Source organism: Algoriphagus boritolerans DSM 17298 = JCM 18970 (assembly GCF_900108085.1).
Taxonomy (GTDB): domain Bacteria; phylum Bacteroidota; class Bacteroidia; order Cytophagales; family Cyclobacteriaceae; genus Algoriphagus; species Algoriphagus boritolerans.
Genome location: NZ_FNVR01000032.1, coordinates 1 through 25434 on the forward strand (window position 1 = coordinate 1; position 25434 = coordinate 25434).

The 25434-nt window shown below is 43.3% G+C and carries 22 protein-coding genes and 2 rRNA genes; 14 read left to right on the forward strand and 10 right to left on the reverse strand.

The window, feature by feature from the left end; translation table 11 throughout:
• The 10 genes from C4S61_RS18585 to C4S61_RS18635 form a co-directional block, all read left to right on the forward strand.
• Positions 1–90, forward strand: a 23S ribosomal RNA gene (locus C4S61_RS18585); the annotation flags it as partial.
• A gap of 115 nt (positions 91–205) precedes the next feature.
• Positions 206–317: ribosomal RNA gene (gene rrf, locus C4S61_RS18590) — 5S ribosomal RNA — on the forward strand.
• Positions 318–690: 373 nt separating this feature from the next.
• Positions 691–1317, forward strand: a complete 627-nt coding sequence (locus tag C4S61_RS18595; RefSeq protein ID WP_103926296.1) for a hypothetical protein — start codon at positions 691–693, stop codon at positions 1315–1317.
• A 72-nt stretch (positions 1318–1389) separates the two neighbouring features.
• The gene (locus C4S61_RS18600; RefSeq protein ID WP_103926297.1) at positions 1390–3819 is read left to right on the forward strand and encodes a heavy metal translocating P-type ATPase; all 2430 of its coding nucleotides are present in this window, start codon (positions 1390–1392) and stop codon (positions 3817–3819) included.
• Between the two features lies 1 nt (position 3820).
• Entirely contained in the window at positions 3821–4009 is a 189-nt protein-coding gene (ccoS, locus tag C4S61_RS18605; RefSeq protein ID WP_103926298.1) for a cbb3-type cytochrome oxidase assembly protein CcoS, read from the forward strand.
• A complete protein-coding gene (gene ccoN, locus C4S61_RS18610) occupies positions 4002–6137 on the forward strand; it encodes a cytochrome-c oxidase, cbb3-type subunit I (RefSeq protein WP_103926299.1) in 2136 nt (711 codons plus the stop codon). The genes ccoS and ccoN overlap by 8 nt, the downstream gene beginning before the upstream one ends.
• A gap of 190 nt (positions 6138–6327) precedes the next feature.
• The gene (locus C4S61_RS18620; RefSeq protein ID WP_103926301.1) at positions 6328–7257 is read left to right on the forward strand and encodes a cbb3-type cytochrome c oxidase N-terminal domain-containing protein; all 930 of its coding nucleotides are present in this window, start codon (positions 6328–6330) and stop codon (positions 7255–7257) included.
• A gap of 49 nt (positions 7258–7306) precedes the next feature.
• Positions 7307–8734 carry a cytochrome c oxidase accessory protein CcoG gene (gene ccoG, locus C4S61_RS18625; protein WP_103926302.1) on the forward strand — a complete coding sequence of 476 codons (1428 nt, stop codon included), beginning with the start codon at positions 7307–7309 and terminating at the stop codon, positions 8732–8734.
• An 8-nt stretch (positions 8735–8742) separates the two neighbouring features.
• Complete coding sequence (locus C4S61_RS18630; protein WP_103926303.1) at positions 8743–9168, forward strand: FixH family protein; 426 nt, start codon at positions 8743–8745, stop codon at positions 9166–9168.
• Entirely contained in the window at positions 9168–9872 is a 705-nt protein-coding gene (locus tag C4S61_RS18635; protein ID WP_103926304.1) for a sulfite exporter TauE/SafE family protein, read from the forward strand. Before C4S61_RS18630 ends, C4S61_RS18635 begins: the two co-directional genes overlap by 1 nt.
• Here C4S61_RS18635 and hemN read toward each other — a convergent pair whose 3' ends face one another.
• Entirely contained in the window at positions 9873–11231 is a 1359-nt protein-coding gene (gene hemN / locus C4S61_RS18640) for an oxygen-independent coproporphyrinogen III oxidase (protein WP_103926305.1), read from the reverse strand.
• A gap of 166 nt (positions 11232–11397) precedes the next feature.
• Between hemN and C4S61_RS18645 the strand changes: the two genes are divergently transcribed.
• Entirely contained in the window at positions 11398–12480 is a 1083-nt protein-coding gene (locus tag C4S61_RS18645) for an alkane 1-monooxygenase (RefSeq protein WP_103926306.1), read from the forward strand.
• Here the strand turns inward: C4S61_RS18645 and C4S61_RS18650 are convergent, their stop codons facing one another.
• The 3 genes from C4S61_RS18650 to C4S61_RS18660 are packed head-to-tail and all read right to left on the reverse strand — an operon-like array spanning position 12481 to position 15272.
• The gene (locus C4S61_RS18650; RefSeq protein WP_103926307.1) at positions 12481–13524 is read right to left on the reverse strand and encodes a vWA domain-containing protein; all 1044 of its coding nucleotides are present in this window, start codon (positions 13522–13524) and stop codon (positions 12481–12483) included.
• Entirely contained in the window at positions 13505–14401 is an 897-nt protein-coding gene (locus C4S61_RS18655) for a hypothetical protein (RefSeq protein ID WP_103926308.1), read from the reverse strand. The genes C4S61_RS18650 and C4S61_RS18655 overlap by 20 nt, the downstream gene beginning before the upstream one ends.
• A complete protein-coding gene (locus C4S61_RS18660) occupies positions 14394–15272 on the reverse strand; it encodes a DUF58 domain-containing protein (RefSeq protein ID WP_103926309.1) in 879 nt (292 codons plus the stop codon). Before C4S61_RS18660 ends, C4S61_RS18655 begins: the two co-directional genes overlap by 8 nt.
• Positions 15273–15377: 105 nt before the next feature.
• Between C4S61_RS18660 and C4S61_RS18665 the strand changes: the two genes are divergently transcribed.
• Positions 15378–15731 carry a DUF4296 domain-containing protein gene (locus C4S61_RS18665; RefSeq protein ID WP_103926310.1) on the forward strand — a complete coding sequence of 118 codons (354 nt, stop codon included), beginning with the start codon at positions 15378–15380 and terminating at the stop codon, positions 15729–15731.
• The gene (locus C4S61_RS18670) at positions 15731–18118 is read left to right on the forward strand and encodes an endonuclease MutS2 (protein WP_103926311.1); all 2388 of its coding nucleotides are present in this window, start codon (positions 15731–15733) and stop codon (positions 18116–18118) included. The genes C4S61_RS18665 and C4S61_RS18670 overlap by 1 nt, the downstream gene beginning before the upstream one ends.
• Positions 18119–18164: 46 nt before the next feature.
• On the opposite strand, the gene C4S61_RS18675 is transcribed toward C4S61_RS18670, so the two are convergent.
• The 6 genes from C4S61_RS18675 to C4S61_RS18700 form a co-directional block, all read right to left on the reverse strand.
• A complete protein-coding gene (locus C4S61_RS18675; protein WP_235010109.1) occupies positions 18165–18650 on the reverse strand; it encodes a hypothetical protein in 486 nt (161 codons plus the stop codon).
• A 63-nt stretch (positions 18651–18713) separates the two neighbouring features.
• On the reverse strand, positions 18714–19331 hold the full coding sequence (locus C4S61_RS18680; protein ID WP_103926312.1) for an ABC transporter ATP-binding protein: 618 nt from the start codon (positions 19329–19331) through the stop codon (positions 18714–18716).
• A gap of 4 nt (positions 19332–19335) precedes the next feature.
• The gene (gene lpxA / locus C4S61_RS18685; RefSeq protein WP_103926313.1) at positions 19336–20115 is read right to left on the reverse strand and encodes an acyl-ACP--UDP-N-acetylglucosamine O-acyltransferase; all 780 of its coding nucleotides are present in this window, start codon (positions 20113–20115) and stop codon (positions 19336–19338) included.
• The gene (locus C4S61_RS18690) at positions 20112–21506 is read right to left on the reverse strand and encodes a bifunctional UDP-3-O-[3-hydroxymyristoyl] N-acetylglucosamine deacetylase/3-hydroxyacyl-ACP dehydratase (RefSeq protein ID WP_103926314.1); all 1395 of its coding nucleotides are present in this window, start codon (positions 21504–21506) and stop codon (positions 20112–20114) included. Before C4S61_RS18690 ends, lpxA begins: the two co-directional genes overlap by 4 nt.
• A gap of 36 nt (positions 21507–21542) precedes the next feature.
• A complete protein-coding gene (gene lpxD, locus C4S61_RS18695) occupies positions 21543–22565 on the reverse strand; it encodes a UDP-3-O-(3-hydroxymyristoyl)glucosamine N-acyltransferase (protein ID WP_103926315.1) in 1023 nt (340 codons plus the stop codon).
• Between the two features lie 15 nt (positions 22566–22580).
• Positions 22581–23813 (reverse strand): HD domain-containing protein, encoded by a 1233-nt coding sequence (locus C4S61_RS18700; protein WP_103926316.1) that lies wholly within the window; start codon positions 23811–23813, stop codon positions 22581–22583.
• 59 nt (positions 23814–23872) lie between these two features.
• Here C4S61_RS18700 and porX point away from each other — a divergent pair, with 59 nt between their 5' ends.
• Positions 23873–25432, forward strand: a complete 1560-nt coding sequence (gene porX, locus C4S61_RS18705) for a T9SS response regulator signal transducer PorX (RefSeq protein ID WP_103926317.1) — start codon at positions 23873–23875, stop codon at positions 25430–25432.
• Positions 25433–25434: the final 2 nt, after the last annotated feature.

Sequence of the window (25434 nt, forward strand, 5' to 3'; positions counted from 1 at the left end):
GCCCTCAGAGACGATGAGGTCGATAGGCTGCAGGTGTAAAGTCAGTGATGGCATAGCTGAGCAGTACTAATTGCCCAAAAGCTTACGCTACAGTTTTGTTACAGTTTCTACCAGATATGTTAAAGACATAAGATATTAGACGCAAGAAGTTAGACAAGGAATGGGAAATCCTGATACTTGATCCTAGCTACTTAAGTCTTCCAATTTAGGCGGCCTAGCGCAGGGGTCCCACCTCTTCCCATCCCGAACAGAGAAGTTAAGCCCTGCAGCGCCGATGGTACTGGGGTTACACCCGGGAGAGTAGGTAGCCGCCACATTATTCAAAGCCTCCGGAGAAATCCAGAGGCTTTTTTGCGTTTAAACGCTTCTAAAAAAAAATCGGATCAGTCTTAAAAGTTGGGGGATTTGAGTGAATCGATTTTCTTTGTTTAAAGAAAGAATTGCAAGAGATGGATTACCTCAGTCTACTTTTGCCCTAGGGATTATGGAGTTTTTCGGGAGAATTCGATGTTTGACGCTCCTCTGTGATCTTGGATTTCCATTTTATAAACTGAAATGTGGTTGATTATATCATTCAAGCACCAATTTGCTTAGGATTAAAATAAATCCTGATTTTTATCATATTCCTAAAGGGAATTAGTCATCCCTTACTTTATCGGCAGAAGCTAGATTTGGGAATAAATCTTAATTATGAAGGTAAGGTCTGTACCGGTTCCGGGATTTGGGCTACCAGAAGGCGTAATAAATGAATTTTTCTGTGAAAGATTTCCGGAATCATTCTCCCCTTCCAGTGTGGTGAATGGCTATTGTAATGAAAAGGATGAGCCGTCTCTGTTTGCAATGGATTTGTATAAAACGCTGGATTGGCTTCATGATCACGAATATCCAAGACCATTAGAAAAAGAGCCTTGCAATACCCCTGTCTTGGTATATGCTCCTGATTTTTCAACCAAACATTTGTTGTTTCATTTTGACGGTTCGTCTCATTCTGCTGATTTAATCAGAAAGTTTATTACGCTTTTTGGAAATTTAATACCTGAAAGTAAGGCCACTATAATTTCCCCAAACTTTATCCCAAAATCAAAAATCAAAGAAGAACGGGAAATAATTCAATTAATAACTTCATCGACCAGCGAAACCAGTTTTATAAAATTCAATTTCTCCAGAATTGGAGATTTCTGGTCCTATAGTGTCAAAAATGACTGTACACTTCTCGTAACGTCAAAAAATTACCAAGCAGACTTGGCCAAAGTACTCTTTCATTTTTATAAAGGGAAGCTCTGGAGTTCAAGGCTTTCCTTTTATCTCTCGGTTTAAATCATGGAATTCGCTGATTTTTGTCATGATTTTCTAATAATCGCTCAGGTAATTTTATAAAAATAACTTTTGATGAAACCCGTTTCTTCCTCTGAAATTCAAGCCAAATGTTACCACTGCGGGGAAACCTGTGAGCAGGAAAGCCTTGTTTTTGATGATAGAAGGTTTTGTTGCCAAGGTTGTAAGCTGGTTTATGAAGTTCTTTCCCAAAACGACCTCTGCGAATACTACCAGATGGAATCTACCCCTGGGAAAAGCCAAAAAGCCAATTCCAGCTTCAAGAATCGATTTGATTATCTGGATGATTCCGAGGTGATTCAAAAGCTTTTGGATTTTAAGGATGAAAAAGAGAGCCACATTACTTTTTACATACCTTTAATTCACTGTGCGTCTTGCATTTGGCTTCTTGAAAATTTATTCCAAATCAATAAATCGATTTTTGGAAGTCGGGTGGATTTTGTCAAAAAGAAAGTCCAAATTAAGTTTTCTCATGAGCAAATCAGTCTGAAAGAAGTCGTAACCTTGCTGTCTACACTTGGCTACGAACCAAAAATTAATCTCTCAGATCTCGACCATAAGACAAAGAATTCAATTGATAGGAAGACGCTGACCAAGCTGGGAGTTGCGGGTTTTTGTTTTGGGAATATGATGCTTTTTAGCCTCCCGGAGTATTTTTCAGAAGCCCGACTTCTTGGAGAAGATTTTAAGAGGCTATTCGATTACCTGAATGTGGTTCTTTCGCTTCCTATTGTATTCTATTCGGCCAGTGATTACTATTTGTCTGCCTGGAATGCAATACGTCAGCGCAAGATTAACATGGATGTACCCATTGTATTAGGAATCATTGCTTTTTTCCTTTATTCCCTTTGGGAGATCTTCGCTCAGGGGAATGCTGGATACATGGACAGCCTCGGTGGGCTGCTTTTCTTTCTTTTGCTTGGGAAAATTTATCAACAAAAAACCTTCGCCACACTTGAATTTGACCGGGATTATAAATCCTATTTTCCAATTGCAGTTACCCGATTAGTTCAAAATAGAGAAGAAGTCATCCCACTTTTCAAGCTTCAGGTCGGTGATGTGGTCTTGGTACGCGATGAAGAATTGATTCCGGCAGACTCTTTACTGCTCAGCAACCACGCTAATATCGATTACAGCTTTGTCACTGGCGAAGAAGTACCCGTTCCCAAGTGTAAAGGCGAATGGATCTATGCCGGGGGAAGGCAAAAGGGGGACTCAGTACTTCTCACCATTCAAAAATCCCCTTCTCAAAGCTACTTGACGGATTTGTGGAATAATGAATCTTTTGAAAAATCAAGTACAAGACTGCTAGAACCCTTGGCAAACCGGATCAGTGGAGTATTTACCTGGTCAGTGCTGACTATTGCCGTGGTAGCATTTGTTTTTTGGTTTGGAAAAGACCTTTCTATTGCTGTGAAAGCATTTACTACCGTGCTTATTGTCGCTTGCCCATGCGCCCTTTCTATGTCCACACCTTTTACTTTAGGCAATACCTTACGAATTTTTGGGAAAAGTAAATTTTATTTAAAAAATGCAGCAGTGGTAGAGCGGCTTGCATTATTGGATACCCTAGTTTTTGATAAAACCGGCACCTTGACAGATCCCGCTAATGCTTCTATTGAGTACTTCGGTGAGCCGCTTTCATCCGAAACCCAATCTATCCTCAAGGCTATGGTAGCCCGATCCACCCATCCGTTGAGCAATAGAATCAACCTGTTTTTGACCAAAGCAGATCCGACTAGCCTTGCCAATGTGCAGGAAATTAAAGGTTCTGGAATCTTGGCTGATTATAAGAACCAAGAATTCAGATTAGGCTCTCAGCGCTTTGCAGGCGGATTGGATCATCCGATTGGAAAAGAAGGCAATCACGTCTACCTCAGTGTTGAGGGAGTGAATTTGGGATACTTCCATATCCAATCAGGATTGAGAGAAGGTGCGGTCAAAGTAGTAAATGACCTCATACCAGACTATGAACTTCACGTGCTTTCAGGGGATCATGCTCATGAACGGGAATCCCTCATACAAAGACTATCCTCGCGGCTAAACTTCAATTTCGAACAAAGTCCAAAAGACAAACTCAACTATCTCAAAGCGCTCAATAAGCAAGAAAAAAATACACTCATGGTAGGAGATGGGCTCAATGATGCCGGAGCGCTCCAGGAAAGTCAGGTTGGGATAGCGATTACTGATCGCGTCAGCCACTTTTCTCCGGCAAGCGACGCCATTCTTGATGCGGCATCATTCGACAAGATTCCAAGTTTCCTCTCATTTGCCAAGCAAAGTCGCTCTATAATCAAAGCCAGTTTTGGGCTGAGTTTCTTATATAACATCGTGGGAATCAGTCTTGCAGTACAAGGACTGCTCAGTCCGGTTCTATGTGCGATTCTCATGCCCTTGAGCAGTATTTCTGTGGTGGTGTTTACCACTCTTGCCACTAATTATATGGGGATTCGCAAGGGTCTCATTCACCTAAACAAACCCTAAAATGGAAGTTATTTTCATACTTATCGCAGTAAGTCTCATTCTCGCAGTTTCGTTTTTATTCCTTTTTTTCAGAGCAATGAAGGACGGGCAGTTTGATGACGATTATACTCCTTCAGTTCGAATTTTATTTGAAAATCAGCCTAAAAAATCAAAAAAAGATCAACCAAAAAAAACCAAGTCCTATGAATGATTCTACTTTGGAACGGTTTCACTATGACAATAAAATTGTCAAGTACTTTAGTGCCGCTACGATAATCTGGGGTCTAGTGGGAATGTTGGTGGGGCTTCTTGCCGCTACTCAACTGTTCCTTCCTGAGGCCAATTTGGGCAACCCTTACACGACCTTTGGAAGGATACGCCCGCTGCATACCAATGCAGTCATCTTTGCATTTGTGGGTAACGCCATCTTTGCAGGGGTTTATTACTCCATGCCCAGGTTGCTTAAAACCCCAATGTGGAATAGCTTCCTAAGTTGGTTTCACTTTTGGGGCTGGCAGTTGATTATTGTCGCTGCGGCCATCACACTGCCTTTAGGATTTACCACTTCCAAAGAATATGCAGAATTGGAATGGCCGATTGATATTGCCATTGCACTGGTGTGGGTAGCATTTGGGGCAAATATGATCGGAACGCTGATCAAGCGACGTGAGCGACACATGTATGTGGCGATCTGGTTCTATCTCGCTTCATTTGTCACGGTCGCTGTGCTTCATATTTTCAATTCCTTTGAGCTACCTGTTTCATTTATGAAAAGCTACTCCGCTTATGCCGGAGTTCAGGATGCGCTAGTTCAGTGGTGGTATGGACACAATGCTGTTGCTTTTTTCCTGACTACTCCATTTTTGGGGTTGATGTATTATTTCTTGCCAAAAGCTGCAAATAGACCAGTTTATTCTTACAAACTATCCATCGTACACTTCTGGTCGCTGATCTTCCTTTACATGTGGGCAGGACCCCACCACTTGCTTTACACTGCACTTCCTGAATGGGCCCAAGTTCTGGGAACTGTGTTTTCAGTAATGTTGGTAGCCCCTTCTTGGGGAGGAATGGTCAATGGACTTTTGACACTTCGAGGAGCCTGGGATAAAGTCCGAAATGAGCCGGTATTGAAATTCATGGTTGTCGCCATCACTGCCTATGGTATGGCTACTTTTGAAGGACCAATGCTTTCGCTTAAAAATGTGAATGCCATAGCCCATTATACCGACTGGATCGTTGGACACGTACATATTGGAGGTCTTGGATGGAATGGTTTTCTGACGTTTGGCATGCTTTATTGGATGTGGCCAAGACTATTCAAAACAAGCCTTTTCTCAACTAAGCTTGCCAATACGCACTTTTGGTTGGGGACTTTGGGGATTGTTTTCTACGCACTTCCCTTATATGTTTCCGGTTTGACTCAATTCCTAATGTTGAAGGAATTCAATGAAGCTGGTCGCTTAGCTTATCCTAATTTTCTTGAAACAGTGATCCAAATCGTTCCGATGTATATGCTTAGAGCTTTCGGTGGATTGCTTTACCTAAGTGGGGCTATCGTGATGATGTACAACATGTGGATGACAGCTAAGCAAGGTGTTTTCCAGGAAACCGAAGAAGATCAAGCTCCTGCATTGGCAAAAGCTTACAATCCAAGCGGTGAGTTTTGGCATAGAGCCTGGGAAAGAAAGCCGGTATTCTTTACAATTCTGGCGACGATTGCCATCGCTATCGGTGGAGCAATTGAGATCATTCCCACTATTTTGATCAAATCAAATGTACCGACTATCACCTCTGTAAAACCCTATACCCCTCTGGAATTGGAGGGGAGAGATCTTTACATCGCCAACGGGTGCGTTGGTTGCCACTCTCAGATGATTCGTCCATTCAGGTCTGAGACAGAACGCTACGGAGAATATTCAAAAGCAGGTGAGTTTGTGTATGACCGGCCATTTCTATGGGGATCCAAGCGAACTGGTCCGGATCTTCATCGAATAGGTGGAAAATATCCAGACAGTTGGCACTACTATCACATGGTGGATCCTGGCTCTATGTCTCCTGGCTCCCTGATGCCTCCTTATCCATGGATGACTACCAATGAATTGGATAAATCCGATCTACCTGCCAAAATCAGAACCCTTCAGAAATTAGGTGTCCCATACCCTGAGGGATTTGACCAGGAGGCAACAGCTGATTACGATGCTCAAGCCTCAAAAATTGTAGCCAACCTCAAAGATGCAGGAGTCGAGGTTGCTCCAAATACCGAAATCGTAGCATTGATTGCCTATCTGCAGCGTATGGGAACAGATATTAAGCAGCAAGCCGCAGTGCCAAACCAATAATCATAGAAGCCATGTATAAAGAAATTCTAAGATCAATTGAAAATATCGAGATCTATCCAATCATCTCACTGATCATCTTCCTGTCGTTTTTTGTGTGCATGTTTATTTGGGTCGTTAGGACACCCAAAGACCACATCAAACACATGGAGTCTCTTCCCTTCGATGATCAAGATTCAACCATCAAACAGCTATGAAAAAGCTATTTTCAATATTCGCAATTTTAGGGCTCACTACTTTTCCGGTATGGGCCCAAACGGAAGAATCTAATTGGTACACCAAACTGCAAGCTATGGATTCTGGTCAATTGACGCTCTTGGTGATTCTCGGGATTGTCTTGACTGTGATCGTTTTGCTATTGATTCTGATGGTGTACCTGATGTCCTTTATGTCGGCGGTGCTGCGTAAAGAAAGTCCCGGAATAGCAGTAGATGAGCCATCTTGGTGGGATACTTTCAAAGAGCGCTTTGTAACGGGAAAAGTAGACGAAGTCGGAGGTAAGGAAGAAAAGGCTAAAATGATGTCTGATCATTCCTACGATGGAATTTCTGAGTTGGACAATTTTATGCCTCCTTGGCTTCAATGGGTATTCATCGGTACTATTGCTTTTGCAGTAGTATATTTTGTCCACTATTCTGTGTTGGGTAATGGACCAACAGGGGTCGAGGAATATGAGGAAGAACTACGATTGGAAGCGATAGCAGCAGAGTACAGGCAGGCAAATATGTTGGCTGGAATTGATGAGAATACGGTGGTTTTTGATGGGTCTGCCACAGCTGTGAATGCCGGAAGGACAATTTTTGAAACCAACTGTGCTGCCTGTCACGCCTCTGATGGGGGTGGGGGAGTGGGTCCAAACCTCACTGATGCGTATTGGATTCACGGGGGATCTATTTCGGATGTATTCAGAATTATAAAATACGGAGTAGTGGAAAAAGGAATGATTCCTTGGCAGGACCAATTAAGTCCGGAACAAATTCAGCAGGTGTCTTCCTTTATTCTGACACTCAAAGGGACCACACCTGCAATTCCGAAAGCGCCACAAGGGGAGTTGTTTGCGCCAGCTCCTGAGGAAGAGCTGCCTGTGACTGATAGCACTGAGGTAGTCGCAACTATAGAGTAAATTAATCACTGCCGAGAGTGAATTCTTTCGGGAGTAATTTACCTAAACCATGGCAAAGAAAAACCTAAATCCACATTTGAATCCAGAGACCTTCCGGGATGCCCTTGCTACTGTCAAAGAGGACGGTAAGCGAAATTGGGTGTATCCCAAAAAAGTCACCGGGTACTTTTATAAGTATCGGACCTATCTGTCCTGGATTTTATTGGCGATTTTGTTTGTTGGACCATTTATTCAGGTGAATGGTAGGCCTTATATGCTGTTCAATATATTTGAACGAAAGTTTATCATTTTTGGAGCCGCATTTTGGCCCCAGGATACGCACTTGCTGATATTTCTGTTACTGATATTTTTTGTGTTTGTGATTTTGTTCACCGTGGTCTTTGGAAGGGTTTGGTGTGGCTGGGCCTGTCCTCAGACACTTTTCATGGAGATGGTTTTTCGCAAAATTGAATACCTGATCGAGGGGGATGCAAATCAGCAGCGCGCGCTGAATGATGCGCCTTGGACTGGTGAGAAAATCTGGAAGAAAGGGTTGAAAATCAGTGTTTTTGGCCTTATTTCTTTGATTATTGGCCACTTAGTCATGGCCTATCTGATAGGAGTCGATCAAGTGAAAGAAATTATCACCAAACCACCTACTGAGAATATGGCCGGATTTATCGGTCTGGTTTCATTTTCAGGAATTTTCATGTTCGTTTTCTCTTGGTTTAGAGAGCAGGCTTGCTTGGTCGTTTGTCCTTATGGAAGACTTCAGGGTGTGCTTTTGGATGACAATAGCATTAATGTCATGTATGACTATATCCGGGGCGAACCCAGGAACCCTATCCGGAAAAATGAAGTGGCACCTACTCCGAAAGGGGATTGCATCGACTGCGGACTATGTGTGCAGGTTTGTCCTACAGGCATCGACATCAGGAATGGAACTCAAATGGAATGTGTGAGCTGTACTGCTTGTATTGATGCCTGCGATGAAGTGATGGTTAAAGTCGACAGGCCCGTTGGCTTAATTCGATATGCATCCGAAAATAGCATCCGACAAGGCTTTCAGAAATTACTGACAGGTAAGGTAAAAGGGTATACCGCTGTTCTGGTTGTATTGGTGGCGGCATTTATTGGCCTGATCGCAACACGGGAAGATTTAGAAGGAACGATTACACGTTTTCCGGGGATGACCTATCAGGAACGGGAAGCAGGAAAGGTATCCAACCTGTACAATATTACGCTGATCAATAAAACATTTGAATCCCAACGTGTAGCTATCAAAGCCTTGGCTGAGGGGATGGAAGTAGAAATTGTTGGAGCTTCTGATTGGGTTTTGGCGCCTCAGACTAAGTTGGAGGGGCGTTTCTTCTTAGTGCGGGATCAATCAGAGGTGAAGGTACCACAGGAGAAGGTTATGCTTCAACTCCTGAATCAGGGAGAGGAATTTGATGAGATTCAAACAAACTTTATGGCTCCGGTCGGGGCCAATAAATAAACAAAACTATGGATTGGGGAAAAGGAATTTTATTGACCATCATAGCCTTTGTAGGCTTTATTTTGACGCTTGTGGTGATCTCAGTCCGTCAGGATGACATTCATCTGGTCACGGAGAATTACTACGAAAAGGAAATTAAATATCAGGAGCATATCAACCGGGAAACATCGGCCGCGGGTTTGGATCGGGAAGTCCTGGTTTATGATTCCGAGACTAAGTCAGTGATTTTGGATCTTCCTGTGGGAGCTAAGGGGAGTCTGCAGCTTTTCCGTCCTTCTGATGCCCGATTGGATCAGGATCTTTTACTGGAAATTCTGAAAGAAGGAAAGACCACCGTACCACTTGAGAAATTGAAGTCCGGCTATTGGAAAGTTCAGCTTACCTGGACTGAAAATGGGGTGGATTTTTATCAGGAAAAGAAAATTACCATTTGATGCTTTGGACAGCTTTGGTTTTGGGTTTCTTGGGTTCATTCCACTGCATTGGAATGTGCGGACCTATTGCTTTGGCTGTCGGTGGGAAGAGTGGACAGCCTTTTCTTTGGAATAAAATTATCTACAACCTGGGCAGAAGTCTCACCTATTCATTGCTTGGCTTAGTGATAGGAAGCATTGGTTTTTCTCTTTCTCTCGCAGGTGTGCAACAGGGTGTTTCCATCGCGATGGGGCTTATGGTCGTATTGCTTTCTGTCAGTTACAAAAAAGCTGACAAATTTTTGACGATCCCGGCATTTTCGGGTATCGTAGTATGGATTAAAAGTCGCCTTACGAAATACCTCAGAAACGGTAGTAAACTTGCCTTTTTCTCCACAGGATTGGTCAATGGACTGCTTCCCTGTGGGATGGTATATATGGCACTGATTGTAGCCTTGGGGATGCAAAGCCCGATTTTAGGTGCGACCTATATGTTTTTTTTCGGGCTGGGGACGATTCCTATGCTGCTAGGACTAATGATATCCGGCAATCTTCTACCGGCTATCCGACGTCAGCAATTCCAAAAAGCGATACCCTATCTCGGGATTTTGATTGGTTTGCTTATGGTTTTCAGAGGGCTTGGACTTGGGATTCCCGGTCTAAGTCCCGAGTTGGCTGTCTTTGACTATGGTACACAGCAGGTGGAAATCACCCTTTGTCACTGATTAAATGGATTTGCTGAAGGTTACTTTCTGGGATTTGGAAGCGACCATTCTCATGTCAAACAAGGCACAGATATTTCTGACCACTGCCATCCCGTCTGTCGTCACTTCAATCCTCCTCTGATCTCTGAAGATCAATCCTTCCTTCTCCATTTCGAATAGGACATTCAGATTTTCCAAGGGTAATTTTTCCCAGATGATAAATGGGATTTCTGCCTTTCCTCTACAAATCAAATCTAAAATCACTTTTCTGATAAGCTGATCCTCTTCTGTCTGAGTATGTCCTTTGGTGACGGGAAGCCTATTTTCTTTTAAGATTTGCTCATAGACTTCGATTTTTTTTTCATTTTGGGAAAAGCCCAGACCAATATCACTGATGCTGCTTGCTCCCAATCCGATCAGCATCTCTGAGGGAGATGTGGTGTATCCCATGAAGTTGCGATGTAGATTGCCTGATCTTTTGGCACTGCAAAGGGGGTCGTCTGGCAATGCAAAATGATCCATTCCGACTTCTTCATAGCCCATGGCGAGCAACATCTCCTTTCCGACTTCATACAGTGCCCTTTTCTCTTGTTCGTTTGGTAGGTAGGACTCGAAGCTTTTCTGCGCTGGAAAAGCGGAAGGCAAATGCGCATAGCTATAAAAAGCAATTCGATCCGGTTTCAATTCTGAAACACGATCAAAGGTTTCTTTAAGGGTTGCTATGGTTTGATGGGGTAGGCCGTAGATCAAATCAAAATTCACCGAAGTATAGCCAAGTTTCCGTGCGTTTTCGGTGGCCTCTTTTACTTTTTCGAAAGGTTGGATCCTGTGAATTGCTTTTTGTACGGTAAGATCAAAATCCTGTATCCCATAGCTCACTCGATCAAAGCCTAGTTTTGCCAATTTCTGCAAGTGCTCGAAGGTGGTGTTATTTGGGTGACCCTCAAAGCTGAACTCATGATCGGGTAGGATTTCGGCTGATTTTAAGATTTTGGAAATGAGAAACTTCAGATTTTGGGGAGAAAAGAATGTGGGCGTACCGCCACCCAGATGAATTCCTGCGATTTTTGGTGATCCCTTAAATAACCCAAGGTAGTGGGACCATTCTCTGAATATTGCCTCCAGATAGGGATCTTCTACACCATGATTTTTGGTGATTCGCTTGGTACAACCGCAATAAGTGCAGAGGTTCTCACAAAAGGGTAAATGAATGTAAAGTGTAAGCCCTTTCTCTTCTCCAATCAGCTGAAATGCTTTCCTTACCAACAATTCCCATTTCCGAGAATTTAAATTTCCCTCCCAGAACGGGACGGTAGGATAGGAGGTATACCTTGGTACGGGCTGATTATACTTCTGAATAAGCTTGGGTGAAAGAGTCATCGGTCTATGCTTTGGTCAAAGATGTCGTATAAGACCGGTTATTTTTGTGACTGAAGTACTTTGAAAATCTGACTTTTATCAGTGTTTTTTAGGAAATCGCGCAAAAGGAAAAATCATTTCGAATTCCAACCTATTATTTCTAAATTTTGTCCAAATCGGATAGTTTATGTATGGTAGTTTGAAGAAAATCGGTTTTTTCAGTGCCTTGATTCTGCCAGCGTTGCTTGTTCTGGGAGTGGAATTGGGCGGAGCAAATCTTTGGTTGATTCATGGATTTGTTTTTCTACTGGTTCCATTGATGGATTTTTTACTCAAAACTGATACTTCCAATGTTCCCGTAGAGGCCATAGGCCAATTGAGCAAGGAATATTTTTACAAACTCATCACTTTCATTTGGGTGTACGTGCAGTTGGCGATTGTCATTTGGGGGTTTTACGTGGTGAGTACGGCAGAATATAGTTGGTGGGAATGGCTTGCATTTACTTCCGGAGTGGCATTGGTTACCGGTGGAATTGGAATCACCGTAGCACATGAATTGGGACATAAACCGGAGAAAATACAGCAAGTGTATGCGCAGATTCTGTTGATGACGGTTTCGTATATGCACTTTTTCATCGAGCATAACAGAGGTCACCATGTCCGTGTGGCCACTCCGGAGGACCCCGCCACGAGTAGGTTTGGAGAGAATTTTTATGGGTTTTGGGTCAGATCTGTGAGAGATGGTTTTTTTAGTGCATGGGAGCTCGAAAAAGGCCGGCTAATCAAAAGGGGACTTCCTGTCTGGACTATGAAAAATCAAATGATCTGGTTTCAGATTTTACCGCTTGGTTTTGCAGGAACCGCATTCCTGGTGTTCTCCTTGATTCAAAACCGCATAGTTTGGGAAGTCCCTGTTTTTTTCTTTGGCCAAAGTATTCTTGCATTTTCCTTGTTGGAAGCGGTGAATTACCTGGAGCATTATGGGATGGAGCGAAAGCGCTTATCCTCAGGTTTGTATGAAAAAGTCACACCACTCCACTCCTGGAATGCCAGTCAGAGTGTCAGTAATTTTCTGCTTTTTCAGCTTCAGCGGCATTCTGATCATCATGCGTATGCTTTCAAACCTTATCAGGTGCTCAACCATTATGAGGAAAGTCCCCAATTGCCGGCCGGGTATTCGGCGATGATTTTAGTGGCGTTTTTTCCTCCAGTTTGGTTTGCAATGATGAATCCAAGGCTGGATAAATGGAAACAGAAGCAGCTTTCCTGATTAATCCAACAGGAAATTATTGAAAAAAGAACTCTTCAAGGCCAACCAAATCAGGAAAAACAACATTGCCCAAAAGAGGTAAATCCGGTAATAATCTGCAGTCTCTTTGTAGCGGTTTTCCTGAATTTCTGCTTTTTCCAAGGTATCGATTCGCTCAAAAATCTGCTGAAGTGTAGTAGCGTCGGATGCCCTGTAAAATTCCCCGTTTCCGATTCTTGCGATTTCCCGAAGAGTGGTTTCATCGAGGTAGCTTTCTACCATCTGAGGCCTTCCGAAGAAATCAGTGCCATAGGGCACCATTCCGTCTTTGCCCACGGCTATCGTGTAGATTTTGATATCAAAAGCGGACGCTAGTTGTGCAGCAAAGAGTGGGTCGACATTTCCGGCATTGCTTTCGCCATCGGAGAGGAGAATCATGACTTTGGAAGGAGTCTCACTTTCCTTCAATCGGTTGGTTCCGGCGGCGATGGCTGAGCCAATTGCTGTGCCCTTGGTTTCGATCATGTCAAAGGAAATATCCGAAATCAAAGCAGTCAACAATTCATAATCATTGGTCAAAGGAGCCAATGAGTAGGCTTCTCCTGCGAAAATTACCATCCCGATTCGGTCTCCGAATCGACCATTTATAAAATCTATGGCTGTACTTTTGGCGGCTTCAAGCCGATTGGGTCTAAAATCCTGCAGGTCCATCGATTCTGAAATATCCATCACCAACAGGATGTCAATACCTTCTGTAAACTGTTCGACGCGTTCATTGCTTCGCTGGGGACGGGCCAAGGCAATCACAATGCAAATGAGGGAAAGAAAGAAAAATCCCGTTGGAATCAAACGCAAATAGGTCCAGGGATTCCCTCTTGTTATCCTTTTGGGGAGGGACAACTCCAATACGGGATTCTTCAGGAATTTGATCCCTTTTCGCAAGAGAATCAAAAGAGGAATGGCCCAAAGTAAGTTCAATAAAATTGGGTTGTCCCATTCGTAGGTTTTGAAGGTCTCGGGAAGAAACCACGACCAATCAAAAAACTCAGCGAGTTGCTCTCTCATTTCTGATGTGGTTTAGTTTTTCCTGATACTTTATTTTTGCTATCCCTAGAAGATAGTTTGTCGCTTCTTCAGATTTGGCTTCTTTTCCAGCGTAAATGATCATATCCATCGATCTGAGTGCCTTGAAGATTTCTTTATCGTCCAGTGCCTCTGAGATTTCACTGGAAGTCCACTCCTGGAAAGGCAGGTCGGTGATACTTTCCATGTATCCTTTCCAGAGTCCGACTACTTCATCAGCTAGCTCTAAGGCTGGATTTTGCGCCAGCAATCCGGTTAACTTTTTCCATTTTCGTTCAAATTGGAGCCACCTGATTTTCTCTCGGTTCCGTTTGAACAACGCTTTAATACGTTTCGCAAAAAGCAAGGCGAATCCACCCAGGAGAAGGACTATTCCCCCAATAATCAAAGCTGCCAAGAGCCAATTGAAGTTCTTTTCAATGGGTTGGTAGACATTGTTTTCCTGGAATACCGGTTGCTCGGGGATCGAATCGAGCGTCAGTTTGAGCTTTAATTCCGCCTCATTGGAAAAATACGTGATGCTGTCATAGCGACTCAGTTCATAGACCGGAAGGGAAAGATAGACACTGGGATCCAGGGAGAAGTTGGAGAGGTAATAAATTGCACTGTCCAGTGTTTCCCCATCTTGAGTTTGGGAGATGAAGGTTTTCTTTTCCAGCAATACCAAAGGGGATAAATCGTAGGTAGAGTCAGGGAAAATGACCTGGGAGGATTCGGGATAGCGGGCTTTGAGGACAAATCCAACCCGCTCACCCAATTTGGCTGAATCCTGTGTAAAATAACCCTCCACCTGCACTGACTGTGCAAAAGAGGAATGGCTAAATAGGAGCAAGGAGAGAAAAATACCGATTTTACCCACGCTTCATTCGTTTGTTACGGTACTTAAACAGTTCAATTAAGGGCCCCACAATATCCTGAGTCGTATCGATAGCGAGGTAATTGATTTGATTCTTTTTGCAGATATCCTTCAGATATTCCCGTTCGGAAGTGAAAGTTTCTGATATTTTCTTGGAAAAGCTCCCAAAGGCAGTGTTTACCCAGGTTGTTTTTCCCCGCTCTTTGTCGTAGATCGGAATAATACCCAGGGAAGGCAAGGCTGATTCCCGTGGGTCTGTTAATTGAATTGCCACTACATCATGACGTTCAGCCAATGCCCGAAAGGACCGCTCGTAATCCTGATCGATAAAATCTGAGATAATAATAATGATGCTTCGTTTTTTGATCAGATTAAGTGCAAAAGTAAACATCCCATTGAGGCTGGTTTTTAGACTTTTGTTTTGATGATCAAAGATTCCCCGGATGACTTTTACACCTTGTTTGCTCCCTTTGGAAGGAAGGATGAGTTTTTCCAGTTCGTCTGAATAGGATATCAGCCCGATCTGACTCCCTTCATAAACTGCCGCCAGTGTCAGGACACCTGCGATTAATTTTTCCTGGTCGATCTTTTTATTTCCCTGCTGGCCAATATCCTGACTACCGGAGATGTCCAGAAGAAAATAGACAGACTGCTCTTTGTCCTCCCGAAACGTTTTGACAAATGTTCCGTGTCCTTTAGCAGATACTTTCCATTCGATTGTTCGGATATCATCTCCGTACTGATAAGGTCTTAAGTCATCAAACTCCACCCCCGAGCCTTTGAAAAGCGACTGGTACTCTCCTTGAAGGTGGTTGTTTGCCACCTTTCTGATCATAATTTCGTATTTCCTAAGCTTACTGAACAGCTGATCCATGAGGGATATTTGAACTGGCTAAGTTAAAGTCTTGAACTGAATTATAAAATTTGAGTTAGGTAAACCGTCGGGACATTATCAGTTAAAAAAACCTAATTTTATGCCGTGAAACGAATTCTTTTAGCCTTTCTTTTCCTGGTATTTTCATTTTCCTGTGACTCGGATCGAACTCCCTCCGGAGTGCTGTCGGAGGATGAAGTGGTCAATGTCCTGATTGATATCCAATTGACGGAGGGAATGGTAGGTGCACTTCCGATTTCTTACGATTCCTCACAGGTACTATACGCCTTGATGGAGAAAGAAATTTTTATTAAACATGGAGTAGAAGATTCAGTTTTTGTGAATAGTATGCGCTACTATCTCGAAGATGCCCGAAAAATGGACCAAATCTATTCCCGCGTGATCGATTCTCTGGTAGTGAGAGAATCAAACCCAGCAAAAAAAGAGGATTTATTCTGATGCTTTATCCCCAAAATCTCGATCAAAAAATAAATTTCGTCAAAATAAAAGACTTGCTGAAGTCGGAGTGTTCCTCCTCTTTGGGTCAAGACTATGTGGACAAAGTTTCTTTTTCTTCTGATTTCAACTTAGTCCGGCGGCTTTTGGATCAGACGGAAGAGTTTAGGAAGATTCTTATTGCCGGCGAGGCTTTCCCGAGTTCCAATTTCACTAACCTCAATCCCTTTTTGGAAAAGGCAAAACTTGAGGGCGCTTTTCTGGATCAAGAGGAGTTTTACGAGGTAAAACTTGCCCTGCAAACGTTACGAGGTTGTGTCACTTTTTTCCAAAATCACGGAGAAAAATACCCGACGCTAAGTGCGCTACTGGGGCTGTTGCTCGATTTGGATATGAATCTCCTCAAGGCGATCGATCTGATCATCGATGAAAAAGGAAAAATCCGAAGTAATGCAAGTAAAGAACTGCAACTGATCCGAACCCAACTTCTGTACGAGGAGGGAAGGCTAAGAAAAGTGATGGAGCGGATTTTTAAGGAAGCCCGGGCAAAAGGTCTCACCCCGGAAGATGCCGCCATGACCATTCGGGGTGGCAGAATGGTGATCCCTGTAGCCGCAGAAAACAAACGAAAACTTCGGGGCTTTATTCATGATGAATCAGCTACGGGCCAGACCGTCTTCATGGAGCCTGAGGAGGCCCTGGATATCAATAACGAAATCCGTGACCTCGAATACATGGAGCGTCGGGAGATAATAAAGATTTTGACGCGTCTGACAGATCAGTTGAGGCCTGCTATTCCAGCTTTGAGAAAAGCAACCAACTTTCTTGGATTGATGGATTTTATCCGTGCCAAAGCAAAATTTGCCCAAAAGACAGACAGCTGTAAGCCGGAGATTGTCAAAGAACGGGTGTTGAATTGGACCAGGGCCAGGCATCCGATTTTGGAAATGGCACTAAAGTCCCAAGGAAAGAAAATTGTCCCTGTCGACATCAAACTTGGTGGTCACGAGCGTCTTTTGGTGATCTCAGGGCCCAACGCCGGTGGAAAATCAGTAACATTAAAAACAGTTGCCTTATTGCAATACATGCTGCAGTGCGGGCTTTTGATCCCGGTGCATCCGGATTCCAAAAGCTCCCTTTTTGACAACTTTTTCATTGATATCGGTGATGAGCAAAATTTGGAAAATGACCTGAGTACCTACAGCTCTCACCTAATGAGCATGAAGCATTTCACCCAGTTTGCCAATAAGAAGACGATCCTTTTCATTGATGAATTTGGGACCGGTACCGAGCCGCAGTTTGGAGGGGCGATAGCGGAATCGATTTTACTTTCTCTGAATAAGTTGGGAGCGTTTGGAGTAGTAACCACCCACTATGGCAATCTGAAGCAAGTAGCCAATAAAAATCAAGGCTTGGTCAATGGTGCCATGCGGTATGATGTCGATCGCTTGGAGCCGATTTATGAATTGGAAATCGGTAAGCCCGGGTCCTCATTTGCATTGGAGATTGCTTCTAAAATCGGATTGTCAAAAGAGATTTTGGCCTATGCCAAAGATCAAATCGGAGAAGAGCGGGTGCGCTATGATCGACTCTTGACACAGCTGGAAAATGAGAAAAACCAGTATTCGGGATTACTCAAAGAGGTCAAAGAAAAGGAAAAGCTCCTCCAGATCAGACTGAAAGAATACAATCAGTTGAAGGAAACGCTGGAATTGACCAAAAAGAAATACATACAGGAAGCCAAGCAGGAAGCCAAGTCTTTATTGGATCAAACAAATAAGAAAATCGAAGCGACTATCCGGGAAATCCGGGAAGGGAAGGCTGAAAAGGAAATTACAAAGCAGGTAAGGCAAGAGCTGGAGGAATTCAAAAAGGAAATCAAGCCTGAAAAATTGGAGGCAAATGATCCGGAGATTCTGGTAGTCGGCGGGAAGATCGGTGAAGGGGATTGGGTACGACTTAAGGATAATGGAGCTGTCGCCCAGGTGGTGGCTTTGAAAAATAAAGATGTTGAAATAGCTATTGGCGATCTGAAATCAAACGTCAAGCTATCAAGACTGGAAAAAATCTCCAAAAGTGAGGTAAAAAAAGAGCAGAAAGTACTCTCTCAGCGAGGGAACTACAACACCAACGCCAAGATGATGGATTATTCCCCCAATCTTGATTTGAGAGGGAAAAGAGGAGAGGAGATTTTGTCTTTGATCCAGACTTTTATTGATGAAGGTCACATGCTTGGGATAAAAAATCTACGAATCGTCCATGGCAAGGGTGATGGAATTTTGAGAGAGATTACCAGAAATCTGCTGAGGGCAATGTCCCCCGTAGGAAAAATGGAGGATGAGCATGCAGACCGCGGAGGTGCCGGGGTAACTTTAGTGACGCTGAAATAAAAAAAGAGAGCGATGAGGCTCCCTTTTTTGTGTTGATGGGTAGATTTTATTTTTTGATTAGGTCAAATACATAATCGCCAGCGATGGCAAATTGACCGTTTATTCTTGCCCCGGGAGCGGGAATGGAGAAAACCAGTTTCAATGAATTTCCAGTCTGAGTGAAAGACATTTCTCTTGCTGCGGCAGGTTTGGTTCCTGTCAGCGTGATTTTATCAAAATTAGTCCCTGCAAATGCCCAGTTTCCATTGGGATCAAATAGGTCATTGCTGTTTCTGGAAGTATAGGTTTTAGCCGAACCTGAATTCAAAATGAGTTCAAAAGTGGAATAAAGGTCAGTTACATCACTTCCTCCGCGGGTTACCTTCCCTCCTCCGGCAATGCCCCAAGCCTGCGTGCCTGTTCCTGTCAATACCTCTGTTGCGATTTGCTCTGGAGTTTTGGGAGGAGTTGGCGTAGGATCATCCCCTCCACAAGCCTGCATTCCTGCCACCACCAAACCTGCCAGGATTATTTTCCACCAATTCATCTTCATATACGCGTAATTTTTAACTGTTGTAAAATTAAAGATATCGCTGAAAGTTCAAAGCCTAAGTTTTTACTTAAAATCTTCCAAGGCTAATTTTTGTTTACAAAACTCGTATTCCCTAGGCTCATTTGAGCATACAATCAGAATTCGATGCTTCAGAAAATCATTGATTAAATCCGAATACCAAGCAATTCCTTTTTTGTCAAGATTGGAGGTAGGTTCGTCCAAAAGAATCACGGGCACATCCGAAAACAGCGCAATTCCCAATTTTAAGCGTTGCTTCATTCCTGAGGAAAATTGGGAAACAGGTTTGCTTGCATGCTGATCCAGGTAGAGGATTTCGATGAGTTCTTTGGGTTGAATTTGGTTGAGCGGATTTTTGAATTTAAAGTGAAAGTTTACCAGTTCGAGGAGACTAAACTCTTCGGGGAGCTCCAGGTATGGGGCGGAGATAGCCAGATGCTTATACCAATCAGTTTCAGGAATCAGTTTCTTATCAGATTCGAAAGTTATTTTACCTGATGAAAAAGGAATCGCTCCGGAGATGCATTTAAGTAAGGTTGATTTTCCTGAACCGTTACCGCCAGTGATTGCCAGCGAATCCCCATCTGAGAGTTCCACGTTGAGATTTCTAAAAATCCACTCGTATTGAAATCGCTTGGAGGCTTCTTGGAGCTGGATTTTCACAGAATTAGTTGATATAGCCTTTCATTACGCCACGTTCAGAGGACCGGATGAAATTCAGGATTTCATCCCGCTCTTTGGTAGCAGGTAGGTTTACTTCGATTTCTTCTAACGCGCGGCTGTTGTTGAGGCTGTTCAGGAACAGGTAGCGGTAAACTTCCTGAATGTGTGCTATTGTTTCACTGGAGAAGCCTCTTCTTCTCAGTCCCAAAGAATTGACACCGGCGTAGGAAAGGGGTTCCCGTGCAGCTTTGGTAAATGGAGGCACGTCCTTTCTTACCAATGAACCTCCCGAGATCATGGCGTGCATTCCGACCTTGACAAACTGGTGTACAGCGCTGGATCCTCCGATGATGGCCCAATCATCAATGGATACGTGTCCGGCTATCTGAACCGAATTGGCAATAATTACATTACTGCCGATTACACAATCGTGAGCCACGTGTACATAGGCCATCAAAAGGCAGTTGCTTCCAATGACGGTAGTTTGCTTGTCCACCGTGCCTCGGCTGATGGTGACGCATTCCCGGATCGTGGTATTATCACCGATCACAACAGTAGAATCTTCCCCTTGAAACTTCAAGTCTTGGGGGATGCCAGCGATTACCGCTCCTGGGAAGATTTTACAGTTTTCGCCTATTCTGGCACCCGGATAGATGGTAACATTGGATCCTACCCATGAATTTTCTCCAATGATTACATCCTCGTGAATCATGGTAAATGGGTCTACCTGTACGTTATTGCCAAGTTTTGCATTGGGATCGATGGATGACAAGGGACTGATCATGATTCTTTTCGGGTTATGCTGGCAGTCATTACAGCCTCGCACACGAGGGTGTTTCCTACATAGGCTTCACCTTTCATTTTAGCTATGCCTCTGCGAATTGGTGCCAAAAGTTCACATTTAAAAACTAGGGTATCGCCGGGCAACACCATTTTTCGAAATTTGCAATTTTCAATTCCCAGAAAATAGGTCCAGTAATTTTCGGGGTCATCTACAGTACTCAAAACCAAAATTCCGCCTGTTTGTGCCATAGCTTCCACCTGAAGAACTCCGGGCATGACTGGGTTTCCTGGAAAATGTCCTATAAAATATGGCTCATTCATCGTTACATTCTTCACTCCGGCTACCACACTTTCATCCAAATAGATGATTTTGTCAATCAACTGAAAAGGATAACGGTGAGGAAGAATGTTGCTGATTTGATTGATATCCATCACCGGTGGCAGCTTCGGGTCGTAATGCGGGATGTGGGAAGCTCCGGCTTTTTCCATAGCTCTTTTGAGCTTTTTTGCAAAAGCCACATTCGCTGCATGCCCCGGGCGGGCGGCAAGAATCTGAGCTTTCAGCGGTCTTCCTACCAAAGCCAGATCACCCACCACATCCAAAAGCTTGTGTCGGGCCGGTTCGTTGCGGTAGCGAAGATCCACATTGTTTAGAATGCCTTCCTTTTTGACTTCTACACTTTGTTTGTTAAACATTTTAGCCAAATTGGCTAGTTCCTCTTTTTCCACCACTCGGTCCACCACGACGATGGCATTATTCAAATCTCCCCCTTTAATCAGATTGGAGTTGTAAAGCATTTCAAGTTCGTGAAGAAAGCAGAACGTCCGGCAGGATGCAATTTCTGTCCGGAATTGGCTAATGTCAGTGATGGAAGCATGCTGGCTTCCCAAAACCGGAGAATTGTAATCTACCATCACAGTCACCCGATAATTGTCTGTGGGTAGGGCAACCATCTCTACTTCACGAGCTACGTCTTTGTATTGGATGCTTTCCTGTACTTCAAAAAATCTACGCAGCGCATTTTGCTCCTCAAAGCCCGCATTTTCTAAAACTTCGATAAACTGAATCGATGACCCATCCATAATCGGAGGCTCTGGACCATCGAGTTGGATCAGAACATTGTCGATCTCCAAGCCGACCAAAGCAGCCAGAACATGCTCCACTGTATAGACTCTGGCGCCACTTTGCTCCAGCGTTGTGCCTCTGGATACATCCACCACCAAGTCACAATCGGCATCAATGGTAGGACGACCTTCGAGATCTACACGTTGGAATTTGATCCCATGGTTGGGTGGCGCAGGTACAAAAGTCATATTGGAAACGACTCCTGTATGCAGGCCTACACCGGTTAGGTTCACCTGTCTTTTTATAGTGTGCTGTTTTACTTTCATGTTTTACTTTCCTTGCGGAATTTAAAGGCAGCAAAATTAGCCCTTTTTTTCCAGTTCTTTGACTCGCTTCTCCAGCTTATCCAGATTTTTGAACAGGGCGTATGACTTCAAAAAATCCTTCATATCCATTGACATGTATCCAAAATGCGTTTCTCCGGATTTTTTGATCGATTTACTGATGCCTGTATTTGCCCCGATAGTGGTATGGTCGGCGATTTTGATATGGCCTACAATGCCTGCTTTTCCTGCAATTACACAGTTTTTACCGATTTCGGTAGAACCAGATATGCCAGTCTGAGCGGCAATAACCGTATTTTCTCCGACGATTACATTATGTGCGATCTGTACTTGATTATCAATTTTGACTCCTTTTCGGATGATCGTTGAGCCCAGGGTGGCACAATCAATGGTGGTATTGGAGCCAATTGACACATTGTCCTCGAGGATCACATTGCCGATTTGGGGAATGGCTTTATAAGTACCATCTGCTTGGGGAGCAAATCCAAATCCATCCGCACCGATGACTGCACCAGGGAATACCTCGCAGTTATCGCCTATTTGTGTGTCAGCGCAAATTTTTACTCCGGGATGTATGATGCAATTATCCCCAAGTTTTACATTGTCTCCAATGAAAGCCTGAGGATGGATTTTCACGTTTTTGCCCAACTGACAATTTTTTCCAATGTATGAAAAAGCTCCACGGTAATGATTTTCACCAATGGTGCTCGTCTGATGCATATAGCTAGGTTCCTCTACGCCGACTAGCATCGCTTTGCTGAGTTGTGCATAGGCTTCCAGAAGCTTGGTGAAGCCTAAGTAGGCGTCCTTTACTCGGAGCAAAGTAGTTTTAAATGGCTTTACCGGTTGAAAATCTTCAGAAACAATCACAGCAGTTGATTCAGTTTCGTACAGAAAAGGCTCGTATTTTTCGTTTGCCAAAAAACTGATTCCTCCCGATTTACCCTCTTGGATTTTATCAAGACGGGTTACTTTCTGGCTATCATCCCCTTCTACTTTTCCTTCTAAAAGTGCTGCAAGTTGGCCTAATGTAAATTCCATATTCAGCTTTCGGGTTTAGGGAGTTAAAATTAGGTTTTTAGCCTGACATACATAATGTTTCTCCACAATCTTGCTCATTACTTTAATATTTGGTAGGTCAGCGGCTGTGGCCACGTCCATTACCTTACCTTTTTTGGTTAGAATATTTATCCGATCTGTCGCCAAATATCCATAATTACTCACCTTTCCGGTGCAAAAGAAATAATCGATATCGGCTTCCGGTATTTGTAATTTTTTGAGCGTTTTGGCTTTCATTTCTTGTAGTTCGGCTGGTGAAAAAGCTTCGTTGACCAGATTTATTTTGAACAGGTTTCGGGTCAAAAACATCTGAGAAATATTGCGAAGTACATAGTCTTCGTGCCGCTTCCAAAGTTTTATCGCTCCCCAAATATCGAAATCATCCAAACTCAGAAAACTTTCCAGAATTCTTTGATTTTTTCTGAAATCTTCGAGTTCGAAATCATTTTTGAGGAAAAACTCAAACTCTTCGGTCACAGTAAACTTATGGCCGGTCTGAGCCAGAGACTTAGCCCGCTGAATTAGATTGATGAGCATTTTTTCAGCACTCACGGTAGTTTTATGAAGATAAACCTGCCAATACATCAGTCGCCGGGCACTCAGGAAATTCTCGATCGAATAAATTCCCTTTTCTTCAATGACCAATTGACCGTCTTTTACAGCCATCATTTTGATAATGCGGTCCGCTCCGATTGTGCCTTCCGAAACTCCAGTAAAAAAACAATCTCGCTGAAGGTAGTCTAAGCGATCAATGTCTAACTGACTGGATACCAATTGGTTTAGAAATTTCCGCTCATATTGATTCTTAAAAATTCGTAAAGCGAGGTCCAATTGGCCACCTAATTGTTCATTTAGGAGTTCAATGGTCAGGAGTGAAAGCGCTTCGTGGGGAATTCCCTTGAGCAGACTGTACTCCAAAGCATGGGAAAAAGGCCCGTGGCCAATATCATGAAGTAAAATAGCAATCAGAGCTGCCTCATATTCCTGATCGGATATTTCTGTTCCTTTAATTCGTAGATTGTCCAAGGTTATGCTCATCAGGTGCATGGCTCCTATCGCATGATGAAATCGCGTATGAAGCGCTCCCGGATAGACAAAATCCGTCAAACCCAATTGCTTGATCCGGCGTAACCTTTGGAAGTAGGGATGGTCAATGATCGTGAATATTAATTCACTCGGAATAGTAATGAACCCATAAACAGGATCATTCAGAATTTTCTGGCTTTTCAATCAGCGCTGATTTGATTGACTCAAAAGTAATTATAATTTTAAAAGAAAGGGAAACCCAAATGTCTCAAAAATCTTCAATTCTCTGGGCCGATGACGAAATCGACCTACTTAAGCCACACATTCTTTTCTTGGAACAGAAAGGCTATGAGATCATTACCGTCAATTCTGGAGTAGATGCAATCGAGCAAGTAGAAGATCGGAATTTTGATGTGATTTTTCTGGATGAGATGATGCCCGGGATGACAGGCTTGGAGACCCTTCAGCAGATCAAGCAGATCAAGCCTCAAATTCCCGTAGTCATGATCACCAAAAGCGAGGAGGAGCACATCATGGATGATGCGATAGGAGGCAAAATAGCGGACTACCTGATCAAACCGCTGAATCCCAGTCAGATTTGGCTCTCTGTAAAGAAGATTGTCCAAAATAAGCAACTCATTGACTCAAAGACCACCCAAAGCTATCAGCAGGAATTCATGCAGATCAGCATGGCATTGGGAGATGCAGAGGATCATCAAGATTGGGCAGAGCTTTATCGGAAATTGACTTTCTGGGAATTGCAGATAGATTCGACCGAAAATAAAAACATGCTTGAGGTCTTGGAAAACCAAAAATCTGAAGCAAATGCTTCTTTTGCGCGCTTCATTAAGGAAAATTACCTGGATTGGATGTCAGAGAAGAATCCAGACAAGCCGCTGTTGTCCCACCATGTTTTGAAGGAAAAAGTATTTCCGGTATTGAAAGATAAGAAGCCATTGTTTTTAATTGTCATTGACAACCTTCGCCTCGATCAATGGGAGGATCTCGAGCAGCTATTGACCCCCTACTTCAATGTGAAGGAAAAGGATACCTACTATAGTATCTTGCCGACTACTACTGCTTTTGCCAGAAATTCGCTTTTTAGTGGTATGATGCCCATGGATATGGCGCGTTTCTATCCCGCACTGTGGGAAGACGAAGATTCAGATGAAGGAAAGAATAAGTTTGAAGAGGATTGGATCAGAGTCAACCTGGACAAAAACCGTCTTCCGATTAAGTTCACCTACAATAAAATTATTCAGACGCAGCAGGGCAAAGCTGTTTTGGATCTGTTTCATACTTTTTTGCAGAATGATCTGAATGTACTGGTTTATAATTTCGTGGATATGGTTTCCCATGCGCGGACGGACATGAAAATGATCCGTGAATTGGCTCCGGATGAATCAGCCTACCGATCCCTGACTCGCAGTTGGTTTGAGCATTCTTCTCTTTTTGATCTTTTCAAGAAGATTCATAATGCAGGAGCAGAGGTAATGGTCACCACGGATCACGGCACTAAGAGAGTAAACAAACCCTATCGAATCATCGGTGATAAAAATGTGTCTACGAATCTCCGCTATAAGCAGGGGAAAAATTTGAATTTCGAGACAGGGAAGGTTTTTGAGATCAAAAAGCCGGAAGACGCTAAGCTTCCCCGATTAAATGTGTCTTCCTCGTATGTCTTTGCTGTGGAGGATTATTTTTTCGCTTATCCCAACAACTATAATTACTATGTTAATTTTTATAAGGACACATTTCAGCATGGAGGTATATCTTTGGAAGAAATGATTGTGCCGATTGTGCACCTGACCGCCAAACGTTAAAA

Coding starts and splice junctions, on each gene's coding strand:
- C4S61_RS18635 (WP_103926304.1), top strand. CDS start 9,168: ATGCTTTGGACAGCTTTGGTTTTGGGTTTCTTGGGTTCATTCCACTGC.
- C4S61_RS18600 (WP_103926297.1), top strand. CDS start 1,390: ATGAAACCCGTTTCTTCCTCTGAAATTCAAGCCAAATGTTACCACTGC.
- C4S61_RS18650 (WP_103926307.1), bottom strand. CDS start 13,524: ATGAGAGAGCAACTCGCTGAGTTTTTTGATTGGTCGTGGTTTCTTCCC.
- C4S61_RS18620 (WP_103926301.1), top strand. CDS start 6,328: ATGAAAAAGCTATTTTCAATATTCGCAATTTTAGGGCTCACTACTTTT.
- C4S61_RS18690 (WP_103926314.1), bottom strand. CDS start 21,506: ATGAAAGTAAAACAGCACACTATAAAAAGACAGGTGAACCTAACCGGT.
- porX (WP_103926317.1), top strand. CDS start 23,873: ATGTCTCAAAAATCTTCAATTCTCTGGGCCGATGACGAAATCGACCTA.
- ccoG (WP_103926302.1), top strand. CDS start 7,307: ATGGCAAAGAAAAACCTAAATCCACATTTGAATCCAGAGACCTTCCGG.
- C4S61_RS18595 (WP_103926296.1), top strand. CDS start 691: ATGAAGGTAAGGTCTGTACCGGTTCCGGGATTTGGGCTACCAGAAGGC.
- ccoN (WP_103926299.1), top strand. CDS start 4,002: ATGAATGATTCTACTTTGGAACGGTTTCACTATGACAATAAAATTGTC.
- C4S61_RS18670 (WP_103926311.1), top strand. CDS start 15,731: ATGCTTTATCCCCAAAATCTCGATCAAAAAATAAATTTCGTCAAAATA.
- C4S61_RS18675 (WP_235010109.1), bottom strand. CDS start 18,650: ATGAAGATGAATTGGTGGAAAATAATCCTGGCAGGTTTGGTGGTGGCA.
- ccoS (WP_103926298.1), top strand. CDS start 3,821: ATGGAAGTTATTTTCATACTTATCGCAGTAAGTCTCATTCTCGCAGTT.
- C4S61_RS18660 (WP_103926309.1), bottom strand. CDS start 15,272: ATGGATCAGCTGTTCAGTAAGCTTAGGAAATACGAAATTATGATCAGA.
- lpxA (WP_103926313.1), bottom strand. CDS start 20,115: ATGATCAGTCCCTTGTCATCCATCGATCCCAATGCAAAACTTGGCAAT.
- C4S61_RS18645 (WP_103926306.1), top strand. CDS start 11,398: ATGTATGGTAGTTTGAAGAAAATCGGTTTTTTCAGTGCCTTGATTCTG.
- hemN (WP_103926305.1), bottom strand. CDS start 11,231: ATGACTCTTTCACCCAAGCTTATTCAGAAGTATAATCAGCCCGTACCA.
- lpxD (WP_103926315.1), bottom strand. CDS start 22,565: ATGGAATTTACATTAGGCCAACTTGCAGCACTTTTAGAAGGAAAAGTA.
- C4S61_RS18630 (WP_103926303.1), top strand. CDS start 8,743: ATGGATTGGGGAAAAGGAATTTTATTGACCATCATAGCCTTTGTAGGC.